Below are 20,763 nucleotides of genomic sequence, written 5' to 3'. Positions count from 1 at the left end.
GAAGTCTGTGAAACAGAACTCCCTGAAAGGATGGTTCAAGAGCGGCGCCCCCGGCGTCTGGATCAGCGGTGGCGCGGTGTCCATCGCGGTCATCATGACCATTGGCCTGCTGGCGGTTATTGCCGTGCGCGGTCTGGGTCACTTCTGGCCGGCGGATCTGATCCACGCCAGCTACGATGTGCCGGGCCAGGCCCAGCATCTGGTCGTCGGTGAGGTGGTGCAGAAAGAAGAAGTGCCGCGCGTCCGTCTGAAAAGTGCCGGTCTGCCGGTACCCGATCAGGGCCCGGAATTCATGACTCGCGAGCTGATCAAGGTCGGCAACCGTGATCTGAACGGCAACGACTTCACCTGGATCGTCGGCGAGTGGCTGACCAACCAGACCACCCCGGTCGAGTTGATGGCCATCGAGCGTCGCGAGTGGGGCAACTTTTACGGCTACCTCGTTAACGTCAAACAGGACGGCAAGGTCATCGCCGAGGGCGAAGCGGCATGGCCTGAGCTGCAAGCGCGGATCGACCGCGTGAACAAGCTTGCTGCGCAACTGAAGTCACTGGAAAAGAGTGATATTGGTGCGATCAACGCAGGTCTGGAGCGCATCCGTCTGCACGGCCGCAAGCTGGAGCTGGAAGGCAAACTCGACGCCACCGCACAGGCGGACATGGAATCCGAGCGCGCTGAGCTGAACGCCCGCTATCAGGATATCGAATCACGTCTGACTGACTTGCATGCACAGTTCAACCGCGACGCTTTGACAGCCCGCGACGCCAATGGCAAAGAAATCGAAATCGGTCTGGGCAAAGTGGTTCACGCCTACCAGCCGAACGCCATGAACACCTTCACCAAGATCGGTTTCTATTTCAGCAAGATCTGGGAGTTCCTGTCCGACGACCCGCGTGAAGCGAACACCGAAGGCGGGATTTTCCCGGCGATTTTCGGCACCGTGATGATGACCCTGATCATGGCGATGATCGTGACTCCGTTCGGCGTGTTGGCGGCGGTTTACTTGCGTGAATACGCCAAGCAGAACGCACTGACCCGAATCATCCGTATCGCGGTGAACAACCTGGCAGGTGTTCCGGCCATCGTTTACGGCGTGTTCGGCCTGGGTTTCTTCGTCTACGTGCTGGGTGGCTCGCTCGACCGTCTGTTCTTCCCGGAAGCACTGCCGGCACCGACCTTCGGTACGCCGGGTCTGCTCTGGGCTTCGTTGACCCTGGCGCTGCTGGCGGTGCCGGTGGTGATCGTGGCCACCGAAGAAGGCCTGGCGCGGATTCCTCGCACCGTGCGTGAAGGCTCGTTGGCCCTCGGCGCGACCAAGGCTGAAACCTTGTGGAAGATCGTGCTGCCGATGGCCAGCCCGGCGATGATGACCGGCATGATCCTCGCCGTGGCTCGCGCCGCGGGTGAAGTGGCGCCGCTGATGCTGGTGGGTGTGGTGAAACTGGCACCGTCGCTGCCGGTGGACGGTAACTACCCGTACCTGCACCTGGACCAGAAGATCATGCACCTGGGCTTCCACATCTATGACGTCGGCTTCCAGAGCCCGAACGTCGAAGCCGCACGACCGCTGGTGTACGCCACGGCGCTGCTGCTGGTGCTGGTGATCGCGACATTGAACCTGTCGGCGGTGTACATCCGTAACCACCTGCGCGAGAAGTACAAGGCGCTGGATAGCTGATTTGCAGCACTGATTTCTATGTGGGAGCGAGCCTGCTCGCGAAGGCATCACCGCGGTTTCAGCGTTAAACCGCAGTGCCTGAATCGCGAGCAGGCTCGCTCCCACAAAAACTGAACCGAATTTGTTAGCACAGGGAGCCTCCCATGCAGCACGAAGCACATACCCACGGCATCAACATGTCGGCGCTGGGTCGCGACAAGCAGAGCCTGAACCTCGAGCAGGAAACCGTAGCCATCGAAGTACCGGGCCTGAGCCTGTTCTACGGCGAAAAACAAGCGCTGTACGACGTCAGCATGAACATCCCGAAACAGCGCGTGACCGCCTTCATCGGCCCGTCCGGCTGTGGCAAGTCCACGCTGCTGCGTACCTTCAACCGCATGAACGACCTGGTTGACGGCTGCCGCGTTGAAGGCGAGATCAACCTCTACGGCAACAACATCTACCGCAAGGGTGAAGACGTGGCCGAGCTGCGTCGTCGCGTCGGCATGGTGTTCCAGAAGCCCAACCCGTTCCCGAAAACCATCTACGAAAACGTGGTTTACGGTCTGCGCATCCAGGGCATCAACAAGAAGCGCGTCCTCGACGAAGCCGTCGAGTGGGCGTTGAAAGGCGCGGCACTGTGGGACGAGGTCAAGGACCGTCTGCACGAGTCGGCACTGGGCCTGTCCGGTGGTCAGCAGCAGCGTCTGGTGATCGCCCGCACCATCGCCGTTGAGCCGGAAGTGCTGCTGCTCGACGAACCGTGCTCGGCACTCGACCCGATCTCCACGCTGAAAGTCGAAGAGCTGATCTACGAACTGAAATCCAAGTTCACCATCGTGATCGTGACCCACAACATGCAACAGGCGGCACGGGTGTCTGATTACACCGCGTTCATGTACATGGGCAAACTGGTGGAATTCGGCGACACCGATACCCTGTTCACCAACCCGGCGAAGAAGCAGACCGAAGACTACATCACCGGTCGCTACGGCTAGCAGCAGCCACGAGCCGCAAGCTTCAAGCGGCAAGTCAGAGCGGTTCGGGTACGACATACATCAGCTTGCAGCTTGTAGCTTGCAGCTCACAGCTTTTGCGGAGCAGACGACATGATTTCTAAGGAAGGCCTTACACACCACATCTCCCAGCAGTTCAACGCCGAACTGGAGGAAGTGCGCAGCCACCTCCTGGCCATGGGCGGGCTGGTCGAGAAACAGGTCAACGACGCGGTGACCGCGCTGATCGAGGCCGATTCCGGCCTGGCCCAGCAGGTGCGTGAGATCGACGACCAGATCAACCAGATGGAACGCAACATCGACGAGGAATGCCTGCGCATTCTGGCCCGTCGTCAACCGGCAGCGTCCGACCTGCGCCTGATCATCAGCATTTCCAAATCGGTGATCGACCTGGAGCGTATCGGTGACGAAGCGACCAAGATCGCCCGTCGCGCCATCCAGCTATGCGAAGAAGGTGAAGCGCCGCGCGGTTACGTGGAAGTGCGCCACATCGGTGACCAGGTGCGCAACATGGTCCGCGACGCACTGGACGCCTTTGCCCGTTTCGACGCCGAACTGGCTTTGTCGGTGGCGCAGTACGACAAGATCATCGACCGCGAATACAAGACCGCCCTGCGTGAGCTGGCCACCTACATGATGGAAGACCCGCGTTCCATTTCGCGGGTGCTGAGCATTATCTGGGTACTGCGTTCGCTGGAGCGTATCGGCGACCACGCGCGCAATATCTCGGAGCTGGTGATCTACCTGGTACGCGGCACCGACGTGCGGCACCTGGGTCTCAAGCGCATGAAGGAAGAAGTCGAAGGAACAACTGGCGAAAGCGCTAATGTTCCGGTCAAAACTGACGATAAGTAAGGTTGCCCAAGTAAAGCGCCCGGCCTTTTGGCCGGGCGTTTTTGTTTGCGGCTTACGAATTCGAAAAGCAGCACCCGCGAACGAAAAGTCCGGCGTGACTGAAGGTTTTTTGGCAATGTGCCATCAGCAAGGCGGTATGCTGGCCGGGATTTTTAAAGGGGTTTTGGATGAGTAAGGTCAGTGTGTTGGTCGTGGACGATGCGTCGTTCATTCGTGACCTGGTGAAGAAGTGCCTGCGCAATTATTTCCCGGGCATGCGGATCGAAGATGCGATCAACGGCAGAAAGGCCCAGGCCATGCTGGTCAAGGAAGCCTTCGACCTGGTCCTGTGCGACTGGGAAATGCCGGAAATGTCCGGCCTGGAGCTGCTGACCTGGTGCCGCGAGCAGGACAACCTCAAGGCCATGCCCTTCGTGATGGTGACCAGCCGTGGCGACAAGGAGAACGTCGTCCAGGCGATTCAGGCCGGGGTGTCCGGTTACGTCAGCAAGCCGTTCACCAACGAGCAACTGATCACAAAGGTCAAGCAGGCGTTGCACAAGGTCGGCAAACTCGACGCCTTGATCAACGTAGCCGCGACCAAAACCAGCCCTGCCTTCGCTAACGACTCCCTCGCCGCCTTGACCGGTGGCAAGGCGCCCGTCGTCACGCCAACGGCCGCCCCCGCACCGTCCAAAGGCTTGCTCAACAGCCCGCCGGTCAAGACGCCTGCGGCCTCTTCGGCACCCACCAGTGGCCGTGGCCAGGGTCAACTGCGTTTGCCGAACGGCATCGCGCAATGTGTGATCAAGGCCTTGAGCCTCAAGGAAGCCCTGTTGGTGGTCAAGCGCACCGAGGCCCTGCCGCAGATTCTCGACAGCGCCGTGCTGGACCTGGAGCAGGGCGATAACGCCGAAGTCGCCCGCCTCAACGGCTATCTGCACGCCGTCGTGGCCCATGAACCGAAACCCGACAGCGACTGGCTGCAACTGACCTTCCGCTTTGTCGATCAGGATGCGCAGAAGCTCGATTACATTTCGCGCCTGATTGCGCGGGGTACGGCGCAGAAGCATTTCATTCCTGGCGCTTGAGGCGCATCGCCTGACAGTCCGCCATCGCGAGCAAGCTCGCTCCCACAGGATTCACGCCGGACCTGTGGGAGCGGGCTTGCTCGCGAAGGGGCCATCACTGTTACCGCACATCTGCTGAACACCTTTTCTGAAACATCTGCCGACTACCCGGGTCCATTGCAGCTGCTAGGCTCAATCCCTGATCTCACTCGACAGAATCCTTGCTCATGTTCACGCGCCTGCTGCTTTTATGTGGCCTGTTCATGGTCGCCAACTCGGCCATGGCCATGACCATCTACAAATCCAAAGATGCCTATGGCGTGGTTTCCTACAGCGACCGCCCCAGCAAAGGCGCCCATGTGTTCGTTTTTCGCGATGGCATGGTCGAGCACCTTGAGCGTCAGGTGCGCCTCATCATCATGAAAAAAAACGGCGTGCACAGCGTGTACGTACGCAATGACCTGTATGCGCCGGTAGAAGTCGAATTGAGTTTTGCCGGGGTGAAGAACGCCAGCGGTGTGCCGGGGCGGACGATTCGGCGCGTGATACCGCTACGCAGCAGCGTTCGCCTGGCGAAGCTCACGGCGACTAAAGGTGGAAGGCCCCTCGCGTACGTTCCGAAGTTCAAATACTCCCTGGGCGACCCCTCAGGGCCCACGGTGGGCTATCGGTACCCGTTGCCTTGGCGTGGCGGACCGTTCCGGATAAGCCAGGGCGCCAATGGCCCCTACAGCCACTTCGGGCCCAAGAGCCGATACGCCATAGACATCGCAATGCCTGAGGGCACGCCGATCATTGCCGCGCGAGGCGGGGTGGTGGTGAAGACCGAGAACAGACAGAGCGGACGCGGCACCGACGCATCCGGTAATTTCGTGCGGGTGCTGCACGATGACGGGACCATGGGTGTTTACCTGCACCTGAAGAAAGGCTCGGTCTGCGTTCGGGAAGGTCAGCGGGTAACGGTCGGCAGTGCGTTGGCGTTGTCCGGCAACACCGGTAACAGCACCGGGCCGCATTTGCACTTTGTGGTGCAGCGCAATACCGGGCTGGGGCTGGTATCGATTCCGTACCAGTTCAACCAGCCGGTGGGCGCGCTGCCCAACTTTGCGTTGGGCAAGCAGTGAAGCCTTGAAGCAAAAGATCGCAGCCTTCGGCAGCTCCTACAGGGTCATGTGTACACCCTGTAGGAGCTGCCGAAGGCTGCGATCTTTTGGGATCAATGCGGTTTAACGAATCGCATCAATCGAGCATCAACACCTTGGCCAGAACGATCTTCGGCCCTTTCATCTTCTTGATGATGATCCGCAGGCCTTCGACTTCCAGCACTTCTTCCTCTTCGGGAACTCGTTTGAGGCTCTCGTAGACCAGCCCGGCAAGGGTTTCGGCTTCGACGTGGTCGAGGTCGATGCCCAGCAGTCGTTCAACCTTGAACAGCGGCGTATCGCCCCGCACCAGCAACTTGCCCGGCTGATACGCGAGGATTCCGCGTTCGGCCTTGCGGTGTTCGTCCTGGATATCGCCCACCAGCACTTCCAGCACGTCTTCCATGGTCAGGTAGCCGATGATGTTGCCGTCGGCCTCTTCGACCACGGCGAAGTGCGAGCCGCCCTTGCGGAACTGCTCCAGCAACTGTGACAGCGGCATGTGCCGCGATACGCGCTCCAGCGGGCGGGTCAGTTCGGCCAGGTTGAACGACTCGGGAATGTGGTCCAGCGCCGCCAGTTCCAGCAGCAGATCCTTGATGTGCAGCAGGCCGACGAATTCCTGGCGCTCACTGTCGTACACCGGGTAGCGGCTGAACTTGTGGCGACGGAACATCGCCAGGATCTGCTTGAGCGGCGCGTTGAACTCCAGGGTCACCAGGTCTTCGCGGGAGTTGGCCCAGTCGACCACTTCCAGCTCACCCATTTCCACTGCCGAGGCCAAGACACGCATGCCTTGGTCGCTCGGGTCCTGGCCACGGCTGGAGTGCAGGATCAGTTTCAGTTCTTCGCGGCTGTAATGGTGTTCGTGATGCGGGCCGGGTTCACCTTGCCCTGCAATGCGCAGGATCTGGTTGGCGCTGGCGTTGAGCAAGTAAATGGCCGGGTACATGGCCCAGTAGAACAGGTACAGCGGCACGGCGGTCCACAGCGACAGCAATTCGGGTTTGCGGATCGCCCAGGATTTGGGGGCCAGTTCGCCGACCACGATGTGCAGGTACGAAATGATGAAGAAGGCGGTGAAGAACGAGATGCCTTTGACCACTTCGGCCGACTCGACGCCGACCGCGCTCAACACCGGCTCAAGAATGTGGGCAAACGCGGGTTCACCGACCCAACCCAGGCCCAGGGAGGCGAGGGTGATACCCAATTGGCAGGCCGACAGGTAAGCATCGAGCTGACTGTGCACGGTACGCAGGATGTGCCCGCGCCAGCCGTGTTTGTCAGCGATGGCCTCGACCCGGGTCGAACGCAGTTTGACCATGGCAAATTCCGCCGCAACGAAAAATCCGTTGAGCAAAACCAGGATCAGAGCAAAAAGAATCATGCCGAAGTCGGCGAAAATTGTAGCGAGGGTCAAGCCAGGGGAAGGGTCCATGATGGAGTTTTGCGGGTTCCGTATATTCGAGAGGGAAGTAAAAAACCGCGTCTGAAAGGCAGACGCAAGTCAGCCAATGTAGCGGCTGACCGGCCAGTTGCCTAGTGGCGCGTGCTGGCCGGTATCAGTCAGCGGTGCTGATAACCCGTGATTTGGTGACCTGGGCCGGGGCAAAGTGGCAGGTAAAGGTGCTGCCATGGCCCGGTACGCTGCTGATTTCCATCCGTGCCCGATGACGCAACAAGACGTGTTTGACGATCGCCAGTCCCAGGCCGGTGCCCCCGGTGTTGGAGTTGCGGCTGGAGTCGACGCGATAGAAGCGTTCGGTCAGGCGCGGCAGGTGTTTGGCATCGATGCCGATCCCGGAATCCTGCACGCTCAGGTGCGCCCCCTGGTCATCGCCCCACCAGCGAATGCGGATGTTGCCTTCGGCCGGGGTGTATTTCACCGCGTTGAACACCAGGTTGGAAAACGCGCTGCGCAACTCCGCCTCGCTGCCCTTGAGCAGAATCGTCGGGTCGGCTTCCAGGGTGATTTTCTGGTTTTTCTGGGCGGACAACTGCTGCGCGTCGCTCTTGATCGATTGCAGCAAGCCGTCGATCGGCACCGGCTGGTTGTCCGACGGATAATCGGTGGCTTCCAGCTTGGCCAGCAACAACAGGTCGTTGAGCAGGGTCTGCATGCGTCCGCCTTGTTGCTGCATCTGCTGCAAGGCACGGCCCCAGCGCGGGTTCACCTCGTCGACGTTATCGAGCAAGGTTTCCAGGTAACCGCAGATCACCGTCAACGGTGTGCGCAGTTCATGGGAAACGTTGGCTATGAAGTCTTTGCGCATTTGCTCAAGCTGATGGATGCGCGTCACATCGCGCACCAGCATCAAGTGTTCGTTGTTGCCGTAACGGGTGATGTACAGCTGGATGCGCACGCGGTCGTTGGTCGGCGAAGGGATTTCCAGCGGCTCGGCGTAACTGTCTTGCTCGAAGTATTCCTTGAAGCGCGGATGGCGCACCAGGTTGGTCACCGGTTGGCCGCTGTCCTGTGGCGTCTTGAGGCCCAGCAGGGTTTCGGCGGCGCGGTTCCACCATTCCAGGTTGCCGTCGGAGTCGAGCATGATCACCGCATCCTTGAGCGCGGCGGTGGATTCCTGAACCCGGTCGATCACCGCTTGCAGGCGCCCACGTACCCGTTGGTCGCGGCGTTGCAGGTGGTAGATGCTGTCGAACACTTCGCCCCACAGGCCATAGCCGTCGGGTGGCGCTTCATCGGGTTTGTGCAGGCGCAGCCACTCGTGCAGACGCAGCAATTGCTTGAGGGTCCAGGCCAGGTAAAGACCCAGGCCTGCAGCGAGGCTCCAGCCGTAATAGCCGGTGATCAGGCCGATCACCAGGCAGGCGGTGACCAGCAGCAGCATGTGGCGAATCAGGGTGCCATGCCAGTTTTGGTTCACTTGACGCGCGTCCTTGTCAGCTTGTCGGGCGGTAAAGGTCCGGATCAGGCTTTGGTAGAAAAGCGGTAACCGGTGCCGCGCACGGTTTGTACCAGATTCTCGTAAGCATCGCCGAGGGCTTTGCGCAGGCGTCGAATGTGCACGTCGACCGTACGCTCTTCGACGTAGACGTTGCCGCCCCAGACCTGATCCAGCAACTGGCCACGAGTGTAGGCGCGCTCCTGGTGGGTCATGAAGAATTGCAGCAGGCGGTATTCAGTCGGGCCCATCTCGGCAGGACGGCCGTCGATGGTCACGCGGTGGCTGATCGGGTCCAGCAGCAGGCCGCCGACTTCGATTGGCGCCTCGCCATCGGTCGGGCCGGCACGGCGCAGCACGGCCTTCAGGCGCGCCACCAGTTCGCGGGGGGAAAACGGCTTGGTGATGTAGTCGTCGGCGCCAACTTCCAGGCCCTGGATCTTGTTGTCCTCTTCACCCTTGGCGGTGAGCATGATGATCGGGATATCCCCGGTCAGTTCATCACGCTTGAGGCGACGGGCCAGCTCGATGCCGGACGTGCCGGGCAGCATCCAGTCGAGCAGGATCAAGTCCGGTTTGCGGTCGACGATAATGGCGTGGGCCTGCTGGGAGTTTTCAGCCTCCAGGCAGTCATAGCCGGCCATTTCCAACGCAACGGCGATCATTTCGCGAATAGGCGCTTCGTCGTCGACGATCAGAATGCTCCTGCCAACCATGCCCTTAGTCCTCTTGTCATTTAACTGTCTTGCGCCGCATTAGATAACGGAATTATTGCAGTCGTGTGACAGTATTTTAGTCGACCGGCGATTGGCTGGATCCTGGGCTAAGCTCTAAGTCCGAATCCTGACAACCACAAAGGAAGGCTTCAAATGACTCTACACTCGCAATCCATCAAGGCCCTGCTGCTGGCCGCTGCCCTGGCGTTGCCTTCGATGGCCTTCGCCGCCGAACCGGCGATGATGAAAGACGGCATGATGACCGACCACAAAGGGATGACCCTGTACACCTTCGACAAGGACACGGGTGGCACGTCGGTCTGCACAGGTGAGTGTGCAGAGTACTGGCCACCGCTGAAGGCGGAAGCGGGCGCCAAGGCTGAAGGCAAATGGTCTGTCATCAAGCGTGACGACGGGACAATGCAATGGGCCTATGGCGGTAAACCGCTGTACTACTACAAGGACGACAAAGCACCCGGAGAAATGAAGGGCGACAAGAAGAAAGACGTCTGGCACGTCGTTCGCGAGCATATGTAACACTGCAGAAGATCGCAGCCTCCGGTAGGAGCTGCCCAGGGCTGCGATCTTTTCAACCGTCAACGCAACGCGTAATCCAGCACAATCCCGACGAAAATCGCCAAACCCGCCCAGTGATTGTGCAAAAACGCCTTGAAGCAACGCATCCGGTCCTTGTCGCGGGTATACCAGAACTCCCACGCAAAGCAGCCTGCCGCCGCCAGCAACCCAAGGTGGAACCAGCCGCCGAGCTCGAATTTCGACCCCGCCAGCAACAGACAACCCAACGCCAGCCCTTGCAGCGTCAGGATGATCGCCCGGTCCGCGTCGCCGAACAGAATCGCCGTGGATTTCACCCCGATCTTCAAGTCGTCGTCGCGGTCGGTCATCGCGTAATACGTGTCGTAACCCACGGTCCACATCAGGTTGGCGATCCACAGCAGCCATGCAACTGCCGGCAACTCACCGGTTTCTGCAGTGAACGCCATCGGCATCCCCCACGAAAATGCGGCGCCCAGCACCACTTGCGGGTAATAGGTGTAGCGCTTCATGAACGGGTAACTGAACGCCAGCGCCAGGCCGCCCAGCGACAGCCAAATGGTCGCGGCATTGGTGCACAGCACCAGCAGGAAACTCACGCCCATCAGCAATGCGAAGAACACCAGCGCCTCTTTGGAACTGATCTTGCCGCTCACCAGCGGCCGCTGCTCGGTACGCTTCACATGACCATCGACCTTGCGGTCCGCCCAATCATTGATCACGCAGCCGCCGGCGCGGGTCAGCACCACGCCGAGGACGAAAATCACAATGTTGGCCAGGGACGGCGACCCCTTGCCGGCAATCCACAGCGCCCACAGCGTTGGCCAGAGCAGCAGGTAAATGCCGATCGGCTTGTCCATGCGGGTCAGCTGAATGAAATCCCAGGCCCGAGGGTTCAAGCGGTTCAAGGACTTGAGCAGGCTTTGGTACATCAACGGTTCTCCGATTGGGCGCAGGCGGCGTCCCACAGGGAAGGCAGGAATATTTCGGCCACCAGCACGCTCAGCGCACCGCGGTCGAAGCGCGAGCGGCGGCCCCATAGTTCAGGCGATTGCACCTCGACGGGCAGCCACGCTTGCGGATAATGGCAAACCTCGATGGCCCGGCGCTGGAAGGCCTGATCGCAAAACAGCAATTCGCCCAGCGAGCGGCTGCCCAGTTCGTCCATGTGCAAGCCGTCGCCTTGCAATGCACTGCGTGACGCTACGCTGCGCGCAAACACCCACGCCTGGCCATGACCGCGCAAATACACCTCGCGCACCCAGCCCTCACTGCCATCGACCAGGTCCAGTGCTGCGCATTCGTCGGCACGTAGGGGTTGCCAGCCTTCGAACATCGGCGAGACGCTGAAGGCATCATTGGACAGATGAATCAGACGTCTGGTCAGCGAGCCTTCGTCGAACAGCCAGTCGAGGGTGGCAGCATCGGGGAGGGGCGCCAGTTCGCTGCGCGAGAGCCAGAGAGGAGCTGGAGAGGGGGATTCTGTGTGATGCACAATGAGTCATTATTGGCAGCAAATGAGGCGGCGAGCTTAACATGTCAGCCGCCGATATCGATTGAAATGGCCTGCCGTTGCGCCGAACAGGCTTGCATCCGACGGCCCCGATCAGTACAAAACGCGCTGAGTTGGACGGCAGTGCTGCAACCATCGACCGTCTGGCCGGCAAACGCCTGAACCCTGAGGAAGTACCTGATGAAAAAGTGGCAATGTATCGTCTGCGGCCTGATCTACAACGAAGCCGACGGTTGGCCGGATGACGGCATTGCGCCGGGCACCCGTTGGGAAGACGTCCCGGCAGACTGGCTGTGCCCGGACTGCGGTGTGGGCAAAATGGATTTTGAAATGATCGAAATCGCTGCCTGAATAATTGAGGAGTAAGGAATGAACGCACCTGTCGTAATCATTGGCACCGGCCTGGCGGGCTACAACGTGGCCCGCGAGTTTCGCAAACTCGATAGCGAAACCCCGCTGCTGCTGATTACCGCCGATGACGGGCGCTCCTACTCCAAGCCGATGCTCTCCACCGGCTTCGGCAAAAACAAGGATGCCGACGGCCTGAGCATGGCCGAGCCCGGCACCATGGCCGAACAGCTCAAGGCCGAAATACGCACCCACACGCGCATCAGCGGCATCGACCCGGGCCACAAACGCCTGTGGATCGGTGAAGAAGCGGTGATCTACCGCGACCTGATCCTGGCCTGGGGCGCCGAAACCGTGCGCGTGCCCATCGAAGGCGACGCGGCGGATTGCGTATTCCCGATCAACGACCTGGAAGACTACGCACGCTTCCGTGCGGCGGCGGCCGGCAAGCGCCGCGTGCTGCTGCTCGGCGCCGGTCTGATCGGCTGTGAGTTCGCCAACGACCTGACCTTGGGCGGATACGAAGTGCAACTGGTTGCACCGTGCGAACAAGTCATGCCGACCCTGTTGCACCCGGCGGCGGCCGCTGCGGTGCAGGCAGGCCTCGAAAGCCTCGGCGCGCGCTTCCACCTCGGCCCGGTGCTCAATCGCCTGCAGCGAGTGGCTGACGGCCTGGAAGCGCACCTGTCCGATGGCCAGGTGATCCCGTGCGACGTGGTGGTCTCGGCCATTGGCCTGCGCCCGCGCGTCGACCTGGCGGCTGCGGCCGGTTTGCAGGTCAGCCGTGGCGTCATGGTCGATCGGCACCTGAAGACCTCCCACGCCAACATCTACGCCCTGGGCGACTGCGCCGAGGTCGACGGGCTGAACCTGCTGTACGTGATGCCCCTGATGAGCTGTGCGAGGGCGCTGGCGCAAACCCTGGCCGGCAACCCGACCGCCGTCACCTATGGCCCGATGCCAATCACCGTCAAAACCCCGGTCTGCCCGCTGGTGGTGTCCCAGCCGCCACGGGGTGCAGAGGGCATTTGGACAATCGAAGGGCAGGGCGCCGACATCAAGGTTTTATGCCGCGATGCCGCGGGCAAGCTGCTCGGTTACGCCCTCACCGGTGCCGCCGTGATGGAAAAACTGGCCCTGAACAAAGAGCTTCCGGCCCTGTTGGCATAAATACCGGTCGTTCTGTCGGAATCACCCCCCTTTTGCCCTAACAATGGCCGCGCCGATACTGGCGCGGGGCCTCACTGCGTGCCATCCTCACTCCCGTCTGCCGCAGAGTAGAGCACCTGCGGCGCTTTTGGCGCTGCTCCGCAGAGAGCAGCACGGACATAACAACAACAAACCGTCAAAGGGGCTTCACTCACATGCGTAAACCAGACCTCGCAGCAGCCATTGCTGAAAAAGCAGACCTCACCAAAGAACAAGCCAACCGCGTTCTCAACGCCGTTCTTGAAGAAATCACCGGTGCCCTGCACCGCAAAGACAGCGTGACGCTGGTGGGCTTCGGCACCTTCCTGCAACGCCATCGCGGTGCCCGCACCGGCAAAAACCCGCAAACCGGTGAACCCGTCAAAATCAAGGCCAGCAACACCGTTGCGTTCAAGCCAGGCAAATCGTTGAAAGACAGCGTTAATCCGTAATCCTTTTTCACCTCCCGCGTAGCGGGGGAGTGGAATAAAAAATGGGCACGCCAACCAGGGTTGGGTGCCCATTTTTTGTGGGTGGCGAATCAGCCGAGCCCGCTTTGTTGCTTGGCGAGAATCGCCGCCATTTGCGGCTCATCCAGATGATCCAACGCCCGCTCTACCAGCAAATGCGCCCCCTCAGCCACGCGACTGATCGCCAAGGCTACTGAGCGGCGTGAACCGTTTACATCATCGGCCAGGTCAGCGGCGATGGCGCTGATGGACAGCAGATCTTCCGAGGCGTTGGCCAGGAGTGCTTCGGTGCTGATGTCCGGGCAGACACTGAAGAGTTGGCCGCTGCGTTTCGTCGGTGTTTGTTTTGGTGGGGTGAGATAGTGATCGAGGGCGCGTTCGGCGGTTTCGTGGAGTTTTTTGGAATCGAGGGATTCGTAGGGGGATGTGGCTTCGTTTTCGGATGCGTCGGGTATCGGAGTCATTGGTGTAAATCCTTGGTTAAGAAGTTTTGCTCCCGATTTCGGACTTGCACATCCGGTCGCCGTTTTTGGCGGTGACGATCAGAGGTTATCGATGAATCCAAAACTCGCCTAGTTCATGCGTAGCGCAGCATTTTGAAGGAAGTTTCCGATAGGTTTGCAGGGTGGGGGATCAAAAAATCGCAGCCTCCGTCAGCTCCTACAGAATGTGTTTCGTTTGGTGTAGGAGTGGCGTGTGGAGTGGTCGGAGTGATCTGCTGATAATTGTGACTTAGTAGTCATCGTGCAGGTAATGGTAATGATCTTCTCCTAATGCAGCTGGATACTGGTGTTATCCCCTGAAGCCGTTAAACTGCCCCAGCCGTTCATTTTTCTCTTGAGGCTGTGCGCATGAAATTTCGTTTTCTGCTGTGGATGCTGGGTTTGTTGATGGGTAAGGCCAGCCGGACTAATCCGGCGTTTCAGCAGCAGTTGGGGGACAAGGACCTGGTGTTTCAGTTGCAGACCCTGGACGGGAAAGTGGCGCGGCATTTCCGCGTGAAGGACCAGCGCATCACCAGCCAATCGGGTGTGCATGCCGAGCCTGCGTTTGCGATTGCCTTTAAAGACGCCGCGTACGGCTTTGCCACGATGCAGGCGAAGAACAAGCAACTGGCGTTCATGACGGGGATTCAGGACAAGTCGATTCAGATCAAGGGCAACCCGGCGCTGGTGATCTGGTTCCAGGGGTTGACCAAGTATTTGAAGCCGAAGAAAAAGCCTGTTGCTTCGCGTTGAAAGAGTGTTTCGTGGTTGTTTCGGGATTAACGAAGTCGAAATCTAGTTAGAAAAAAACTATGTAACTGTCATTAATGACAGTTACAGCCGAAAATTTTGCGTGCTCCACTGTGTCGGGTGTAGTGGGTCTACACCTTTGATTCGTCACCATGGAGCACGGCTATGGACCAGATGCAGAAAGGCACGAAGGCGGGAGCGCTTGACCCGTCATTTGGAGATAATGGTGTGGTGGGCCTAGTGTCCGAGGGGACTGCTGGTTCCCAATCTATTCTTCCGTTACCAAGCGGAAAATTGCTCTATGCCAACAACGATTTTTTTGATTCGTACAGTACGCTGAAGTTAAGGCGTTTGAATACCAATGGCTTTTTCGATAGTTCGTTCGGTAAGAATGGTTTAATAGTTCTGCCAGGTATTACTACAGCCGGTAGATTTTCACTATTCTCTTATCTGGACGACAGGTTTTTAGTAAAAAGTATGCGGGTGGATGATTTGGGGCACGGCGATATTGTGCTCAGAAAATTGGATCAGAATGGCCAAATTGACACCACTTTTGGTACTGATGGGGTCGTAAATATCAACCCTTGGCGGCCGACTGATAAAGAGAGTTTGCAGTCTCCGCAAGTTGTTGAGATGAAAAGTGAGAGCCGTCGTAAGCGGTTTCTCATTTTGTATGAGTATCAGGGTGGGTCTGTGTGCGTGCAGCCGGATGGAAAAATTCTTGTGGCGCACACTGGAGTTCCGCATTATCCCGACCATTTCCGCGATGGGATGGTGTTTCGCCTTATGCCGGATGGCTCACTCGACAAAACCTTTAATGAAAAGGGTTTCTTATACGTCAAGCTTGAAGGTGTTGATTACGATGAAAGTATGGCCACGAGTATTGCGTATCAAAAAGACGGAAAAATTTTGGTTGCAGGGATCTACGTCAACTCCAACCAAACTCCCACATATTTAAACAGTTATGTTGTTCGTTACAAGGAAGATGGTCAATTAGACGCCGATTTCAATAATTGGCGCGCAGTTATTATTGCCGATTCTGAGTTTTCACAGATTGAAGTTGGGACAATTTCAGTTAGAGGTAGTGACGGTGCAGTTGTAGTGGTAGGCGGTGCAAAAAAGACGTTTGATACTTCATTCTCTGATATACCATGGCTTGCAGTTTTAACCCCGAGCGGGTCGTTCAACCTTTTGTTCAATAATGGCAAGCCGCTGTTTTCTAAAGAATCGCCTGAATGGCGTATGTGGCAAAACTGCGAATGGCAGGAGGGCTCCAACTCGATCATCGTTGCCGGGGGGGAAGTGGCAGCACGGTATTTGTCGAGTGGCTTGCTGGATTTGTCTTTCGACGGGAAGGGCTGGTTCGCCCGCATTGGTTCTTTCAAGGAGATGAAAGTAACGAAGGACCAGAAGCTTGTCCTTGTCGGCAGTGCGGCAAATCCATTTTTACTGCGTTGCCTGTTGTGACGGGTGCTGATCATGTCTTCCAGGTAAGCCTCACTCCTGCCAGCGGATGCTACCTGCAGGAGCGAGGTTTACCCCATAAGCTTTCAGCCCTGAGTAAATTGCGAAGCCAGTTCGCGCAGTAACACTTCGGCCTCGAGGACTTTGCTGACCACGTCGTTGGCTTTTTCGCGGCTCAGGCCAAGGCGTTCGAGCAGGGCGTCGGGGATGTCTTCGTCGGGGCCCGAGCCGATGCCACGGCTGCGCAGCAGGCGCACAGACAGGCACACCAGATTCGGGTATTCGGCGTAGGCGCCGTCGTAGGCCGGGTCGTGCTGGAAGCGCAGGGCGGTGGCCAGTTCTTCAGGCATGTCCCAGTAGCGCATCAGCCACGTGCCGATCTGTTCCCGGCTGATGCCCAGCAGGTGTTGTTCCACAAAGCTGTGGCACAGGTGTGGGTTGACCTCCAGGTGGCGGCAGATCAGCGAGAAGTGTGGCGGGAACACATGGGCCAGCAGCAGGTAGCCGAAGTTGTGCAGCAGGCCGGCCAGGTAGGTCAGGCCGGCTTCCGGACGCTGGGCGCGCGGCATGGCGCGGGTCAGGCCTTCGATGACGGCGGCGGTGTAGATCGATTGCTGCCAGTACGGGGTGGAGTGTTGCGGGTGGTCCTTGGGCAGGCTCAGGGTTTTGCCCAGGGCCAGGCCCAGCGCCAGGTTGATCACCAGGTCGAAGCCCAGCACCCGGACGATGGCATCTTCCACCGAGCGGATCTTGCCCGGCGAGGCGTAGTACGGCGATGCCGCCCAGCTCACGACTTGTGCGGCCAGCGCCGGGTCGGTTTCGACCACGCCGGTGATGTCGTCGATGGTGGCGTTGGGGTCGACGCGCAGCTTGATGATTTTTTGCGCGGTTTCGGCCAGCGGCGGAATTTCGATGGTCGCTTCCAGACGCTGCTGGATGCGTCGTGCGGTGAACGCCTGGACGGCCTGGGTGATTTCCTCGCGGTCGTCATCGGGGCGGTTGAGGTTCGGACGGATGCTGGTCAGGTTTTCGCCGAAATTGGCGGCGCTGGCCTTGGTCAGCATGGTCGCCTTGAAGTCTTCACTGGAGATTTCCAGCAACACGCCCGGCTCACCGGAGTTGATCAGCAACTTCGGCTCGTGCAGCAGGCTTGCGTCGTACAGGCACGGTGAACTGGTCAGTGCCGGCAGGCCCGGCAGCAAGCTGAGATTGTGCTTGCCGAGCATTTTTGTCAGGCGTTCGGTCGGTACGGCGGCGAGGCGGCGACCGGTGAGTTCAGTGAGGCGATTGAGGTCCAGCAATTGGCTCTGCGGGAACAGCACCATCAACACGCCAACGCTGTCATCCAGCAGAACGGCCTGCACTTTGCGCGCGGCATTCAGGCCGTGACGGTCCAGCACTTCTTCGTAGGCAATGCCCAATTTGCCCAGCATCAGCCGAATGACCGACGGAGCGTGCGGGGTGTCGGGTGCGAAGGCAACGTCGGTCATGGTCTGTATCCGGACTAAAACAATTGCGGGAGTATAACCAGCTTGCTTGGGGCCACGCCTCAGAAACCGTGACGGTTGTCACACTTGGCCGTATTGTTGGCCATGACGCAGCCATCGGTCGAGTAGCGGGCTGACGTGGGTCGGCCAGCGCTCGAGCAATGCCTGGGCGGCATCCCGCACGGCGGGCAGCAAATCGGCATCGCGCATCAGGTCGGCGACCTTGAATTGCAGCAAACCTGTCTGCCGGGTGCCGAGCATTTCGCCGGGGCCACGCAGTTCCAGATCCTTTTCGGCGATGACAAAACCGTCGTTGGTTTCGCGCATGATGCCCAGGCGCTGGCGGCCGATCTGCGACAGCGGCGGATGGTAGAGCAGCACGCAATGGCTGACGGCGCTGCCCCGGCCGACGCGGCCGCGCAACTGGTGCAATTGCGCCAGGCCCAGGCGCTCGGGGTTCTCGATGATCATCAGGCTGGCGTTGGGCACGTCCACGCCGACTTCGATCACCGTGGTCGCGACCAGCAGTTGCAGGTTGCCGGCCTTGAACTCGGCCATCACCGCAGCTTTTTCCGCAGGCTTCATACGGCCGTGGATCAGCCCGACTTTCAACTCGCCAAGGGCGGCGGTGAGGTCTTCGAAGGTGGTTTCGGCGGCCTGGCAGGTCAACTCTTCCGACTCTTCGATCAGCGTGCACACCCAATAGGCCTGGCGCCCCTCGGCGCAAGCGCTGCGCACCCGTTCGATGACTTCGACCCGCCGGGTGTCGGTGATCAGCACGGTGTTGACCGGGGTTCGGCCGGGCGGCAATTCGTCGAGGATCGAGGTGTCGAGATCGGCGTAGGCGCTCATGGCCAGCGTGCGCGGAATCGGCGTGGCGGTCATGATCAACTGGTGCGGGCACATGCGCCCGCCGACGCCTTTCTGCCGCAAGGCCAGACGCTGCTGTACGCCGAAACGGTGCTGTTCGTCGATGATCACCAGCGCCAGGTTCTTGAATTGCACTTCGTCCTGGAACAACGCGTGGGTGCCGACCACCATCGGCGTGCCGCTGGCGATTTGCTCCAGCGCGGCTACGCGGTTCTTACCCTTGAGCTTGCCGGCCAGCCATGCGACTTCGATGCCCAGCGGTTCGAGCCAGCGCTTGAAGGTAATGAAGTGCTGCTCGGCGAGAATCTCGGTGGGCGCCATCAGCGCAACCTGATAACCGGCCTCCAGCGCTTGCAGCGCGGCAAGGGCGGCGACCACGGTTTTGCCGGCGCCGACGTCACCCTGGATCAGCCGCAGCATCGGTTCGTGCTGGCTGAGGTCATAGGCGATTTCATTGCCGACCCGTTGCTGGGCACCGGTTGGGTTGAAGCCGAGGTTGGCCAGGTATTTGGCCGGCAGTTGCGTGGCTTTGGGCATCGCGGGCGCACGCAGGGCGCGCATGCTTTCGCGCAGGCGTTGTTGCGACAGCTGATGGGTCAGCAGTTCTTCGAAAGCCAGACGGTGCTGCGCCCAGTGGTGACCGAGGGCCAGTTCATCGACGTCGGCATCGGCGGGCGGGTTGTGCAGGTAGCGAATCGCATCGGCCAGCGGCGCCAATTGGTAGTCGCGGGCCAGTTCGTTCGGCAGCCAGTCGGGCAGGCTGCTGGGGCCGAGCAGGGTGAGGGTCTGCATGCACAACTGGCGCAAGCGCTGTTGGGTCAGGCCTTCGGTCAGCGGGTAGACCGGGGTCAGGGTTTCATCCACCGGCGGCGGTTCGTCGCCGGTGATGGCGCGGTATTCCGGGTGGTAGATCTCCAGCCCCGAAGCACCGGGTCGCGCCTCGCCGTAGCAGCGAATCCGCGTGCCGCGTTTGAGGCCTTCCTTTTGCGCGTTGCTGAAGTGATAGAAACGCAGGCTCAAGCCCCCGGTGCCATCCTGCAATCGGACCACCAGGCTGCGCCGCCGGCCCATGACCACATCGGCACCGCTGACGGTGCCTTCGATGACCGCATCTTGCCCGGGCCGCAGTGCGCCGATCGGCACCACGCGAGTGCGGTCCTGATAGCGCAGGGGCAGGTGAAACAACACGTCCTGGAGGTTTTCCAGGCCGACCTTGGCCAGTTTCTCGGCCATGGCTTCACCGACACCCTTGAGTGCCGTCACCGACACTTGCGACAACTCGCTCATGACCCTTGCTTAGCCCGCAGCGACTTGTGCCGCTGGCTTGGCCACCGAGCACAGGCGAATGGAGTCAGCGAGGATTTCAATCGCTTTCGGGCGCGGAAAGCTGGCGCGCCAGGCAATGGCCACGGTGCGGAACGGTACGGGTGCCGACAACGGACGCACTTCGATCACGCCGGGGGCGTAGTGATGGCTGTCGACTGCCGACAACGGCAGGATCGAAATCCCGAGGCCCGAGGCGACCATGTGGCGAATGGTTTCCAGGGAACTGGATTCCACCGTGGTGTGCTTGGCGCCGTCGTTGCCTTTGGTCAGGGTCGGGCAGGCTTCCAGTACCTGATCGCGGAAGCAGTGGCCTTCGCCGAGCAGCAGCAGGCTCTTGTCGTTGAGCAGACTGGCGTCGATGGATTCCTTTTGTGTCCACGGGTGCTGCGCCGGCATCAGCACGTAGAACGGCTCGTCGTAGAGCTGCAGGGTCAGCACGTCGGCTTCATTGAACGGCAGGGCGATGATGATCGCGTCGAGCTCGCCGTTGCGCAGCTTGTCGCGCAGCACGTGGGTGAAGTTTTCTTCGATGTACAACGGCATCTGCGGGGCGACCCGGTGCAGTTGTGGAATCAGGTGCGGAAACAGGTACGGTCCGACGGTGTAGATCGCGCCGACCTTGAGCGGGGCGGTCAGCTGGTTCTTGCCAGCCTGGGCCAGTTCGCGGATGCCTTGGGCCTGTTCCAATACCTTTTGGGCCTGGGCCACGATGCCTTCGCCGACCGGCGTCAGGCGCACGGCGCTTTTGCTGCGCTCGAAAATCAGCACACCGAGTTCGTCTTCAAGCTTTTTCACACCCACCGACAGGGTCGGTTGGCTGACGTGGCAACGCTCGGCCGCGTGGCCGAAGTGCTGCTCTTGGGCGAGGGTAACGATGTAGCGTAATTCTGTGAGGGTCATAGCTAGCGTCCATGTAGTTGCGGGCCAAGCATACCGGCTGCAATCGATAGACGCACGTTATCAGACTGA

At 59.9% G+C, this 20,763-nt stretch carries 20 protein-coding genes; 11 read left to right on the top strand and 9 right to left on the bottom strand.

Going from position 1 to position 20,763, the window contains the following annotated elements; all coding sequences use genetic code 11:
- Positions 1-7: 7 nt before the first annotated feature.
- The 5 genes from pstA (at position 8) to WHX55_RS30395 (ending at position 5,701) form a co-directional block, all read left to right on the top strand.
- Positions 8-1,678, top strand: coding sequence for a phosphate ABC transporter permease PstA (gene pstA / locus WHX55_RS30415; RefSeq protein ID WP_150757452.1), 1,671 nt, complete (start codon positions 8-10; stop codon positions 1,676-1,678).
- Positions 1,679-1,821: 143 nt separating this feature from the next.
- Positions 1,822-2,655, top strand: a complete 834-nt coding sequence (gene pstB, locus WHX55_RS30410; RefSeq protein ID WP_007971742.1) for a phosphate ABC transporter ATP-binding protein PstB — start codon at positions 1,822-1,824, stop codon at positions 2,653-2,655.
- Positions 2,656-2,766: 111 nt separating this feature from the next.
- Positions 2,767-3,528 carry a phosphate signaling complex protein PhoU gene (phoU, locus tag WHX55_RS30405; protein WP_150757453.1) on the top strand — a complete coding sequence of 254 codons (762 nt, stop codon included), beginning with the start codon at positions 2,767-2,769 and terminating at the stop codon, positions 3,526-3,528.
- Positions 3,529-3,695: 167 nt separating this feature from the next.
- Entirely contained in the window at positions 3,696-4,598 is a 903-nt protein-coding gene (locus WHX55_RS30400; RefSeq protein WP_150753830.1) for a response regulator, read from the top strand.
- Between the two features lie 206 nt (positions 4,599-4,804).
- Complete coding sequence (locus tag WHX55_RS30395) at positions 4,805-5,701, top strand: peptidoglycan DD-metalloendopeptidase family protein (protein WP_150757454.1); 897 nt, start codon at positions 4,805-4,807, stop codon at positions 5,699-5,701.
- 115 nt (positions 5,702-5,816) lie between these two features.
- Here WHX55_RS30395 and WHX55_RS30390 read toward each other — a convergent pair whose 3' ends face one another.
- From WHX55_RS30390 to phoB, 3 genes are all read right to left on the bottom strand, one after another.
- Positions 5,817-7,157 carry a hemolysin family protein gene (locus WHX55_RS30390; RefSeq protein ID WP_150753832.1) on the bottom strand — a complete coding sequence of 447 codons (1,341 nt, stop codon included), beginning with the start codon at positions 7,155-7,157 and terminating at the stop codon, positions 5,817-5,819.
- 124 nt (positions 7,158-7,281) lie between these two features.
- Positions 7,282-8,568 (bottom strand): phosphate regulon sensor histidine kinase PhoR, encoded by a 1,287-nt coding sequence (gene phoR / locus WHX55_RS30385; RefSeq protein ID WP_257605542.1) that lies wholly within the window; start codon positions 8,566-8,568, stop codon positions 7,282-7,284.
- A gap of 80 nt (positions 8,569-8,648) precedes the next feature.
- Positions 8,649-9,338, bottom strand: coding sequence for a phosphate regulon transcriptional regulator PhoB (phoB, locus tag WHX55_RS30380; protein ID WP_003229608.1), 690 nt, complete (start codon positions 9,336-9,338; stop codon positions 8,649-8,651).
- A 153-nt stretch (positions 9,339-9,491) separates the two neighbouring features.
- Between phoB and WHX55_RS30375 the strand changes: the two genes are divergently transcribed.
- The gene (locus tag WHX55_RS30375) at positions 9,492-9,875 is read left to right on the top strand and encodes a hypothetical protein (protein ID WP_150757455.1); all 384 of its coding nucleotides are present in this window, start codon (positions 9,492-9,494) and stop codon (positions 9,873-9,875) included.
- Positions 9,876-9,934: 59 nt separating this feature from the next.
- Here the strand turns inward: WHX55_RS30375 and ubiA are convergent, their stop codons facing one another.
- On the bottom strand, positions 9,935-10,825 hold the full coding sequence (gene ubiA, locus WHX55_RS30370) for a 4-hydroxybenzoate octaprenyltransferase (RefSeq protein WP_150724876.1): 891 nt from the start codon (positions 10,823-10,825) through the stop codon (positions 9,935-9,937).
- Positions 10,825-11,388, bottom strand: coding sequence for a chorismate lyase (locus tag WHX55_RS30365; protein WP_150753835.1), 564 nt, complete (start codon positions 11,386-11,388; stop codon positions 10,825-10,827). Before WHX55_RS30365 ends, ubiA begins: the two co-directional genes overlap by 1 nt.
- Positions 11,389-11,586: 198 nt before the next feature.
- Here WHX55_RS30365 and WHX55_RS30360 point away from each other — a divergent pair, with 198 nt between their 5' ends.
- The 3 genes from WHX55_RS30360 to WHX55_RS30350 all read left to right on the top strand — a co-directional run bounded on the left by WHX55_RS30360 (position 11,587) and on the right by WHX55_RS30350 (position 13,394).
- On the top strand, positions 11,587-11,757 hold the full coding sequence (locus tag WHX55_RS30360) for a rubredoxin (protein ID WP_007995385.1): 171 nt from the start codon (positions 11,587-11,589) through the stop codon (positions 11,755-11,757).
- Positions 11,758-11,775: 18 nt separating this feature from the next.
- Complete coding sequence (locus tag WHX55_RS30355; protein ID WP_150757456.1) at positions 11,776-12,924, top strand: FAD-dependent oxidoreductase; 1,149 nt, start codon at positions 11,776-11,778, stop codon at positions 12,922-12,924.
- Between the two features lie 194 nt (positions 12,925-13,118).
- Positions 13,119-13,394 carry an HU family DNA-binding protein gene (locus tag WHX55_RS30350; protein ID WP_003195589.1) on the top strand — a complete coding sequence of 92 codons (276 nt, stop codon included), beginning with the start codon at positions 13,119-13,121 and terminating at the stop codon, positions 13,392-13,394.
- Positions 13,395-13,483: 89 nt separating this feature from the next.
- Here WHX55_RS30350 and WHX55_RS30345 read toward each other — a convergent pair whose 3' ends face one another.
- Positions 13,484-13,876 carry a DUF6124 family protein gene (locus WHX55_RS30345; RefSeq protein WP_353741771.1) on the bottom strand — a complete coding sequence of 131 codons (393 nt, stop codon included), beginning with the start codon at positions 13,874-13,876 and terminating at the stop codon, positions 13,484-13,486.
- A gap of 387 nt (positions 13,877-14,263) precedes the next feature.
- On the opposite strand from WHX55_RS30345, the gene WHX55_RS30340 reads away from it, so the two are divergent.
- Both WHX55_RS30340 and WHX55_RS30335 read left to right on the top strand, forming a co-directional pair.
- Positions 14,264-14,650 carry a helicase gene (locus tag WHX55_RS30340; RefSeq protein ID WP_150753838.1) on the top strand — a complete coding sequence of 129 codons (387 nt, stop codon included), beginning with the start codon at positions 14,264-14,266 and terminating at the stop codon, positions 14,648-14,650.
- Between the two features lie 162 nt (positions 14,651-14,812).
- On the top strand, positions 14,813-16,114 hold the full coding sequence (locus tag WHX55_RS30335; RefSeq protein WP_353741770.1) for a hypothetical protein: 1,302 nt from the start codon (positions 14,813-14,815) through the stop codon (positions 16,112-16,114).
- An 83-nt stretch (positions 16,115-16,197) separates the two neighbouring features.
- Here WHX55_RS30335 and WHX55_RS30330 read toward each other — a convergent pair whose 3' ends face one another.
- From WHX55_RS30330 to WHX55_RS30320, 3 genes are all read right to left on the bottom strand, one after another.
- On the bottom strand, positions 16,198-17,601 hold the full coding sequence (locus tag WHX55_RS30330) for an aminoacyl-tRNA deacylase and HDOD domain-containing protein (RefSeq protein ID WP_150757459.1): 1,404 nt from the start codon (positions 17,599-17,601) through the stop codon (positions 16,198-16,200).
- Between the two features lie 78 nt (positions 17,602-17,679).
- Positions 17,680-19,755, bottom strand: a complete 2,076-nt coding sequence (gene recG, locus WHX55_RS30325) for an ATP-dependent DNA helicase RecG (RefSeq protein WP_150757460.1) — start codon at positions 19,753-19,755, stop codon at positions 17,680-17,682.
- Between the two features lie 9 nt (positions 19,756-19,764).
- A complete protein-coding gene (locus WHX55_RS30320) occupies positions 19,765-20,694 on the bottom strand; it encodes a hydrogen peroxide-inducible genes activator (protein ID WP_008047093.1) in 930 nt (309 codons plus the stop codon).
- Positions 20,695-20,763: the final 69 nt, after the last annotated feature.

This window comes from Pseudomonas fluorescens, assembly GCF_040448305.1.
GTDB classification, from domain to species: Bacteria; Pseudomonadota; Gammaproteobacteria; order Pseudomonadales; family Pseudomonadaceae; genus Aquipseudomonas; species Aquipseudomonas fluorescens_BH.
This window is presented reverse-complemented; position numbering and strand designations above follow the sequence as displayed.